Here is a 7,253-nt window from a genome sequence, read left to right on the forward strand (position 1 = left end):
GCGTGGGGGGGGCCCAGGTGGCGCCGGGCCCCTGCGGGGCGTCGGGGGTTGGGTCTACCCCCCCCCCCGCGACCGATCGCCGGCCGGGTTGGGCTCCCCGGCACGGCAGGCCCGGCAAACGCCGGAAGTAGATCGACATCCGTCATTGCCACCATTGTCGAGAGGCGATGACGCATCCGTCAACAACCAATTCCGGAAGTCTTCCGGTACGCATTCACGTCGATCAGTATGGCCACAATCGGTGCAAAGGCGATCACGATCCGGCAATAGACACCCATCGCGACCGAAACTTCCGGAGCCCCGGCCGGCGCGGCCGCGAGGCTCGGCACGCTTACCCGACCGCCGAGCGGATTGCGTCCCCGATCACGTCCGTGGTGACGGCCCGCAGCAGGTCGAGGTCCGCCTCCGCCCCGGCCTCGCCGGTGGCGAGCGCGACCACCGCGTCGCCGTCGTACCGGGAATGGGCCGGATGCACGGCGCGCGCGAAGCCGGTGTGCCCGCTCTGCGCCAGCAGGAAGCAGTCGAGCTTGGACAGCCGCGCGTCCGTCAGCACCACCGCGACGGTGGTGTTCTGCATGCCGGACCCGGCCGGCGGCCGGACGTAGCCGTCGGCGCCGCCGAAGAGCGGCTCGCCGTCGCGGCCGAGCACGTCACCCCACGCATTGACCACGACGACGGCCGCGACCCGCACGCCGCCGGCGTCGCGCCGGGCCCAGCCCAGGCCGCCCGGGTCCGAGCGACCGCGCCACCTGCCCGTCGACGCGCCGGCGCCCGCGCCGACCCGGCCCGAGGCGAAGTCGTCGCCGGCGAGGGCGGCGAGCGCGGCCGCCCGGCCGCCCCGGGCGTCGGGCGGGCCGGTACGCACCGAGCCGTCGAAGATCGACATGCCGATCACGATCGGAACGGGCCCCGCCGGCGTCGGAAAGCCGGCCCCGCGCTCGCGCAGCAGGCCCATCACGCCGTCGGCCGCGGAAAGCCCGAACGCCGAGCCTCCCGACAGCACCACGGCGTCCACCCGGTCCACCAGCCGGACCGGGTCGAGCAGGGCGAACTCGCGGGTCGCCGGGGCGCCGCCGCGCACCTCCCCGGAGCCGACCGTGCCGGGCGGCGGCAGGATCACCGTCACCCCGGTTCCGGCGCCGGTCCAGTGCCCGGCCCGGGCCGACAACAGCTGCGCGGGCATCATGCGCCCATTCTGCCGACCGGGCCGGCCATTCGCGGTGCTCGAAGCCGCCGGCGCCGCGGATGGGTCGCGGCCTCGTCGCTCGCCCACGCCGCCGGGCGGGCGGGCTGCGGACCAGCCGGCTGGAGTGCCGGCTATCGGCGCCGGCCGCGCTGGGCCGGTCCGCCGAGGTGAGCGTGGCCAACCGGTTCCGCGACGACCGGATCGGCCGGCGCGAACTCGCCGCCGCCGGGTCCGGCATCGCCCTGACCGGCTCCACCCTGCTGGCGGCGAGCGTCAGCGCCGAGCTGCGGGCGTACCCGAAGGACCTGCTCTCGTCGCGGTCGGCCACGTTCACCGCGGCCTCCGGCGCCGGTTCCGCAACCGCGGCGAGCGCGCCGCCGCCGGCGTCCGGCTCCCGGGCGTACGCGGTGAGCGGACCGCTCGCCGGAGCCGAACGGTGGCTCGAGAACGCGGTCGGCGGCTCGCGGTGCTGCTGGCGCTGGTGCTGGGCGCGGGCCACGCGGCGCTGCCCGGGCACGGCAAGACGGTGATGCCGCCTACCTGGTGGGCAGCCGGGGCCGCACCCGCGACGCGGTGGCGGTCGGCGCGACGGTGACGTTGACCCACACGGGCGGCGTGCTGCTGCTGACCACGGTCGCGGGGATCGCCGGGGAGGCCGTGCCGGGCTGGCTGGGCTTCGCCGCCGGCGCCCTGGTCACGGCGATCGGCGCGGCACCGCGGGGTCAGCCGCGCGGGCCGCCGGCCGGGAAGTCGCCGTAGTCGGCCACGTACCTGTCGTAGGTGGCCTGGAGGTGGGCGTGGCCGGGCGGAAGCTTGCGCTGGCCCGCCGGGGGATCGCCCCGGAACATCGAGGCGAGCAGCTTGACCAGGATCAGGAGCATCAGCGCCGCCCAGGCCCACCACGGCACGCCACCGGGGCCGATCAGGTCGTAGGCCACATCCAGTGCACTGTCCATGTCTCGCTCCTTCGGTGGTCGCCGGTGTTTTTCGGTGATAATTCGGTGCTCAGAGCCCCGACGATCGGCCGGCGCCGGGCACACCTGAGGATTTCGGCGATCCGGCCCGGCTCCGATCCGCCGGTTCGTTGGTAGCGTCGCGCCATGCCGACCGGGTCCGGAGCCGACGACGTCATCGACCGCGACCGCCTCCGCGCCCTGACGGTCCGCGAACGGGCCGCCTTCGCGGAACGCAACCCGCGATCCGCCGCCGCATACGCGCGGGCCGGCAACCTCTTCGGCCGGGTGCCGATGACCTGGATGAACAAGAACGCCGCCGGCTACCCCGTCTACGTCGACCGGGCCCGCGGCGCCCGGCTCACCGACATCGACGGTCACGAGTACATCGACTTCTGCCTCGGCGACACCGCGGCGATGGCCGGCCACTCCCCCGCACCCGTGATCGCGGCCGTCACCCGGCGCCTCGGCGACCTGGGCGGGGCCGGCACGATGCTGCCGACCGAGGACGCGGCCCCGGCCGGCGCCGAGCTGAGCCGGCGATTCGGCGTACCGGCGTGGAGCTTCACGCTCACCGCCACCGACGCCAACCGCTGGGCCATCCGGCTGCTGCGCGCCGTCACCGGCCGCCCGCGCATCCTGGTCAACAGCTACTGCTACCACGGGTCCGTCGACGAGTCGCTGATCGTGGTCGGCGCCGACGGGCGCCCCCGCAGCCGCGACGGCAACGTCGGTGCGCCCGGCGACGTGACCCTGACCAGCCGCGTCGCCGAGTTCAACGACCTGGACGGGCTGGCCCGTGAGCTGGCGCACGGCGACGTCGCGGCCGTGCTGATGGAGCCCGCGCTGACCAACATCGGCATCGTGCTGCCCGAACCCGGCTACCTCGCCGGGGTGCGGGCGCTGACCCTGCGGCACGGCACCTACCTCGTCAACGACGAGACCCACACGTTCTCGGCCGGGCCTGGCGGCGCGACCGCCGCCTGGGACCTCGCCCCGGACGTCGTCACCATCGGCAAGGCCATCGGCGGCGGCATACCCGTCGGCGCGTACGGGCTGTCGGCCGAACTGGCCGCGGCCCTGCTCAGCCGCGCCGACCTGGACCTGATCGACATGGGCGGGGTCGGCGGCACGCTGGCCGGCAACCCGGTCTCGATGGCGGCCACCCGCGCCACCCTTGAGGAGGTACTCACCGACGCCGCGTTCGCCACGATGATCGAGACCGGTGCCGCCTTCGCCGACGGCGTCCAGAAGATCATCGAGGGACACGCGCTGCCGTGGTCGGTCAGCCGGATCGGCGCCCGGGTCGAATACCGCTTCGCCTCCCCCGCCCCGCGAACCGGCACCGAGTCCGCCGCCCGCGCCGACGCGGACCTCGAGGACTTTCTGCACACGTACCTGTTGAACCGGGGCGTGCTGCTGACCCCGTTCCACAACATGGCGCTGATGTGCCCGGACACCACCCTCGACGACGTCGCCCGGCACCACGAGATCTTCGCCGCCGCCCTCGCCGAACTCCTGGGCTGAGCACGGGTTCGATCCCGGCATCGCCCACCAAAGTTGGCAGTGCGCGAACCCACCTAGTTTGCGTCACGGTCGGTGAGGGTCAGCCGGCCAGTACGAGTCCCCGCCGCTCGACCGGGGTTACGCGGGACCGTGCGCCAGGAGGTGTACGTCGGCATCTGCGGCGTCGCGGTACTCCCGGCGCTGTACGTCGGCGGCTGGCCTGGACGCAGACTCACCCGCGCGTGTCGCGGCCGCCGTCAGCGTCGCCGTCGCACTGCGTCGCTTACAGCGGCGGCTCGAACTCGTGCCCCGGCGGCCGACCCGCAATCATCGACTCACGCCGCGTCGCGCGGGCACCCACCGCCACCGCAGGCACGGCACCGGGAGCGACCGCGTGCCCAGGCGATCGGCCCGTTGCGTCAGATGTCTGCCTCGACGGCGAAGGTGTTGCCGTCAGGGTCTTGAAACCATGCGATCCGCCCGCCGCCGGCCCTGGCGGTGATGCCTCTGGCATCGTGTTCGAGCTCGTCGTAGCGGCTGATCTCGACGCCGGCCGCGGTGAGCTCGTCGACGATCTGGTCGAGATCCTCGACGTACCAGGTGGCCAGGGTCGCGGAGGTCTGTCCGGCGGTGGTGGACTGGTAGACGTTCAGGGCCGGGCCGCCGGCGGATTCGTAGACGCGGCTGCCGTTCTCGACGCGGGCGCTGGGACCGGGCCACAGCGACCGCAGGCCCAGCTTGCCCTCGTAGAACCCGGCCGCCCGTCCGATGTCGGACACGGCGATCGAGGTCCTGACAGGATGCGCGCGCAACGGCATGCACCACATACTTCCACTGGGTGCTCACCGCGCTGAACAGCCGATCGTGGACGGCATCGGGTGAGGGACCCTTTCCCGGCGACCCGAGCCCCTGCCGTGCGGTCCGACCGGACGTCACCGTCTCCGCGTCGCCGGCGCGTCGGAACGGACCGACCACCGCTCGCATCGCCAGAAGAGCACCTTTGATCTTGTTCTGCGAATACCCGCCGACTCTCGCTCTGATTGCGCGGGCGCTCCGTATCCTTGCCTGCGTGGTGAAGCTCATGACCTATGCCGGTCCGGCCGCCGCGGATGCGCCTGGAACCCGCACGGGCGGTGTCCCGCATACGCCTTCGGCATTCGAGTGGCCACGGTGCCGCCAATGCGCTGGGCTCATGCAGTTCCTGGCCCAGGTCAGCCTCGCCGACGTCGAGCCCGGCAGCTCTGGCCTGCTGTCCATTTTCATGTGCCAAAACGATCCAGGCTTGTGCGACGAATGGGACGCCAGTGCCGGAGGCAATCGCGCGTTCGCGTTCGGAGCCGACGCCGTGCAGGTCTCCACCCCGCCCGGTGATGGCGTCACGCTGCTGGGTGAGATATGCGCGGTGCGGTTCGAACAGGTCGACGCCGAGGATTACCTGGAGGCGCCGGAGTGGTGGCATCAGCGGTCGGGCCGGCCTGCGCGGGAAGTGCTGGGCCAGGTCGGCGGCCAGGCCGCATGGCTGCAGAACGACGAGACGCCAGAATGCGACGGCTGTGCCCAGCCGATGACCTTCGTCGTCCAACTCGAGGAGGGCCACGACCATCGAACCTCGGCGAACTTCGGCGGTGGTGGATGCGGCTATGGTTTCCGGTGCCGACCGTGCGGGACCGCCGCGTTCCTCTGGCAGCGCTGAACCGTACTCGTCAACGCGTGGCCGACCATCCGGCTGCTGCGCTGAGCCGGCCCACTCAGCGGCATGGAGCGCACTGACCAACCCAGGCTGAGGCCCGCGTTGATCGCCCGGCTATATGGTCAAACCGTGGACGTCTTCCTGCTCTGGCACATTCGCCATGCGCCGTTCCTGGACGGCAGGCCGGCAGAGAGGGACACTCCAACACCTCGCATGACGACCCACCACGTTTCCTGAGCCAGAACCGAGTTCCAGCGCCAGATGTCGCTGAGTTTCGGCACCAACAGGATCTCGCCGATCTCGATGTTCGCGAGTTTGGGCGCCAGCCTCTCGATGGGACGGGATACGCCCCTCGCCGACAGCGCCGCTTACTCACGGTGACGAGCATCAGAGGCGAGACGGGCCTTGTCTGCGGCATGAGAGTAAGTTCTTCTCGTGCCGGACGACGTTACGCTGCGGCTCGATCACGCAACCGCCGAAGATCTCTACGCGACGTTGTATCAGGTCGGGGAGCACATCGCGGCCAGCGCCGCGATTACTGCGCCGACCACTGACCAGGCTGAACGGATCGGCCACCTCCTGCAGGATCTCGGCCACCGCCTGGGCCGCGCCTGTTCGCCGTACTGCAATCACCTCAGCTGACCCGGAGCGCGCGGATCGCGGCATGTGAGTAGGTCCACCAGGCAGAATTCAGTGTGCCGTTTTTGAAATTCATGGCACCATAAATCCATGGGCCCTGAACTTGCGATTGATCGAGTAACAGCCGCAGGCGTGCCGCTGGAATCATTGGCTCTCTATGGGCGATGGTGGCAACTAGAAATTTGGCTGCGCCAACTCTCGTATTTCACGCTGAGAGCGGCATGAGGCAGCACGTGGGAGTCTGTACTGGATAAGAAAGCCAGCAAGTATGCAAGAAACGATGGCCTGGTTCATCTGATAGGGCCCGATCAGAAAGACCTCTTAGGCTACCTCGACTTCAGCCTCCTTTTGCAAGTTATTGGCGACAACTGGGATCTCTTTGAACATTTCTTACTGGAGCGAAGTGTTTGGGATGGCCGCACTGGCGAGTTCCGAGCAATTCGGAACCGGGTGGGTCACTTGCGGCGCGCAGGACATAGAGATCGCGATCGAATTGAGCTCACCTTGCAGGACTTGGAGCACGGATTTCGAGAAGCACTACGCGCCCTTGTGAGCCGACCGGTCAGTGCTAGCGAGCGTCAGAATGATCTCGTGCTCGCTGAGTTCAGCTCAACTAGGTCAAAGTTGAGCAGTGCATGCGCGCATGTGCGTAATAAGTACGGATTCGAGATCGAGTTGACTTTTTCTGCAATGCCATGGGCCACTCTCGCAGCCGCCCCGTCCCCGGTGTCGGGAACCCCCGGCACTATTTGGCACTTAAGTGTCGGCGGACCTGATCGCTGGCTCGACCTCCAACGTCTCTCTCGAATGATTCAGCCAATTCGGGAGCACATCATCTATGTCTTCGCGGGAATGCCAGTCGGGGCTCAGCTTGCAATGCCGGCGGTTGACGACGCCCCGCAGGTGATAGACGCCATGGTGCACTTCGTGGAAAACTACGCGTCATGCACTGTCCCGCTGGCGAAGGTCGACACCGAAGATGCAGACGCGTGGCCAGGCGACATATCAGCAATCGATTCTCGAATACTCGCGGATCATCTCTTTGCTATCGCGCAATCGCCAGATGATCCGGGGACGCCGTTCGGCGTCTAGCAGGTTTCTGCCAAACTGCTCTTGAACGGACGCACTCTCGTCGGAAAATCAGCGCAAACGAACCTTTTGTTGGTCGAGTGGCGGAGGGCCACTTTCAGAGGTGGCGAATAGCTGCCACCGGCTCCCGGCGCGCGGGGGAGCTTCGCTGGCTCCAATAACGGCTGGCGGTCCGGTGGCTTGGCGCGTC

The 7,253-nt window shown here is 69.4% G+C and carries 9 protein-coding genes; 6 read left to right on the forward strand and 3 right to left on the reverse strand.

Annotated elements, in window-relative coordinates; genetic code table 11:
* Window positions 1-331: 331 nt before the first annotated feature.
* Window positions 332-1,186: a P1 family peptidase gene (locus tag AB0F10_RS42890; protein ID WP_360639602.1), complete on the reverse strand. Its 855-nt coding sequence runs from the start codon at window positions 1,184-1,186 to the stop codon at window positions 332-334.
* A gap of 59 nt (window positions 1,187-1,245) precedes the next feature.
* Between AB0F10_RS42890 and AB0F10_RS42895 the strand changes: the two genes are divergently transcribed.
* The gene (locus tag AB0F10_RS42895; RefSeq protein ID WP_360639605.1) at window positions 1,246-1,716 is read left to right on the forward strand and encodes a hypothetical protein; all 471 of its coding nucleotides are present in this window, start codon (window positions 1,246-1,248) and stop codon (window positions 1,714-1,716) included.
* Between the two features lie 13 nt (window positions 1,717-1,729).
* Complete coding sequence (locus AB0F10_RS42900) at window positions 1,730-1,945, forward strand: hypothetical protein (RefSeq protein ID WP_360639608.1); 216 nt, start codon at window positions 1,730-1,732, stop codon at window positions 1,943-1,945.
* On the opposite strand, the gene AB0F10_RS42905 is transcribed toward AB0F10_RS42900, so the two are convergent.
* Window positions 1,909-2,142, reverse strand: a complete 234-nt coding sequence (locus AB0F10_RS42905) for a hypothetical protein (RefSeq protein WP_360639611.1) — start codon at window positions 2,140-2,142, stop codon at window positions 1,909-1,911. The two genes, AB0F10_RS42900 and AB0F10_RS42905, sit on opposite strands and share 37 nt — an antisense overlap.
* Before the next feature lie 144 nt (window positions 2,143-2,286).
* Between AB0F10_RS42905 and AB0F10_RS42910 the strand changes: the two genes are divergently transcribed.
* Window positions 2,287-3,666, forward strand: a complete 1,380-nt coding sequence (locus AB0F10_RS42910; protein WP_360639614.1) for a transaminase — start codon at window positions 2,287-2,289, stop codon at window positions 3,664-3,666.
* A 398-nt stretch (window positions 3,667-4,064) separates the two neighbouring features.
* On the opposite strand, the gene AB0F10_RS42915 is transcribed toward AB0F10_RS42910, so the two are convergent.
* Window positions 4,065-4,472, reverse strand: coding sequence for a VOC family protein (locus tag AB0F10_RS42915; RefSeq protein ID WP_360639617.1), 408 nt, complete (start codon window positions 4,470-4,472; stop codon window positions 4,065-4,067).
* Between the two features lie 254 nt (window positions 4,473-4,726).
* Here AB0F10_RS42915 and AB0F10_RS42920 point away from each other — a divergent pair, with 254 nt between their 5' ends.
* The 3 genes from AB0F10_RS42920 to AB0F10_RS42930 all read left to right on the forward strand — a co-directional run bounded on the left by AB0F10_RS42920 (window position 4,727) and on the right by AB0F10_RS42930 (window position 7,066).
* On the forward strand, window positions 4,727-5,338 hold the full coding sequence (locus AB0F10_RS42920) for a DUF1963 domain-containing protein (RefSeq protein WP_360639626.1): 612 nt from the start codon (window positions 4,727-4,729) through the stop codon (window positions 5,336-5,338).
* A gap of 432 nt (window positions 5,339-5,770) precedes the next feature.
* Complete coding sequence (locus AB0F10_RS42925) at window positions 5,771-5,977, forward strand: hypothetical protein (protein ID WP_360639620.1); 207 nt, start codon at window positions 5,771-5,773, stop codon at window positions 5,975-5,977.
* Window positions 5,978-6,565: 588 nt separating this feature from the next.
* A complete protein-coding gene (locus tag AB0F10_RS42930; protein WP_360639623.1) occupies window positions 6,566-7,066 on the forward strand; it encodes a hypothetical protein in 501 nt (166 codons plus the stop codon).
* The last annotated feature ends 187 nt before the right edge of the window (window positions 7,067-7,253 follow it).

Origin of the sequence: Actinoplanes sp. NPDC026623 (assembly GCF_040638275.1) — a bacterium.
In the GTDB taxonomy this organism is placed as follows: Bacteria; Actinomycetota; Actinomycetes; order Mycobacteriales; family Micromonosporaceae; genus Actinoplanes.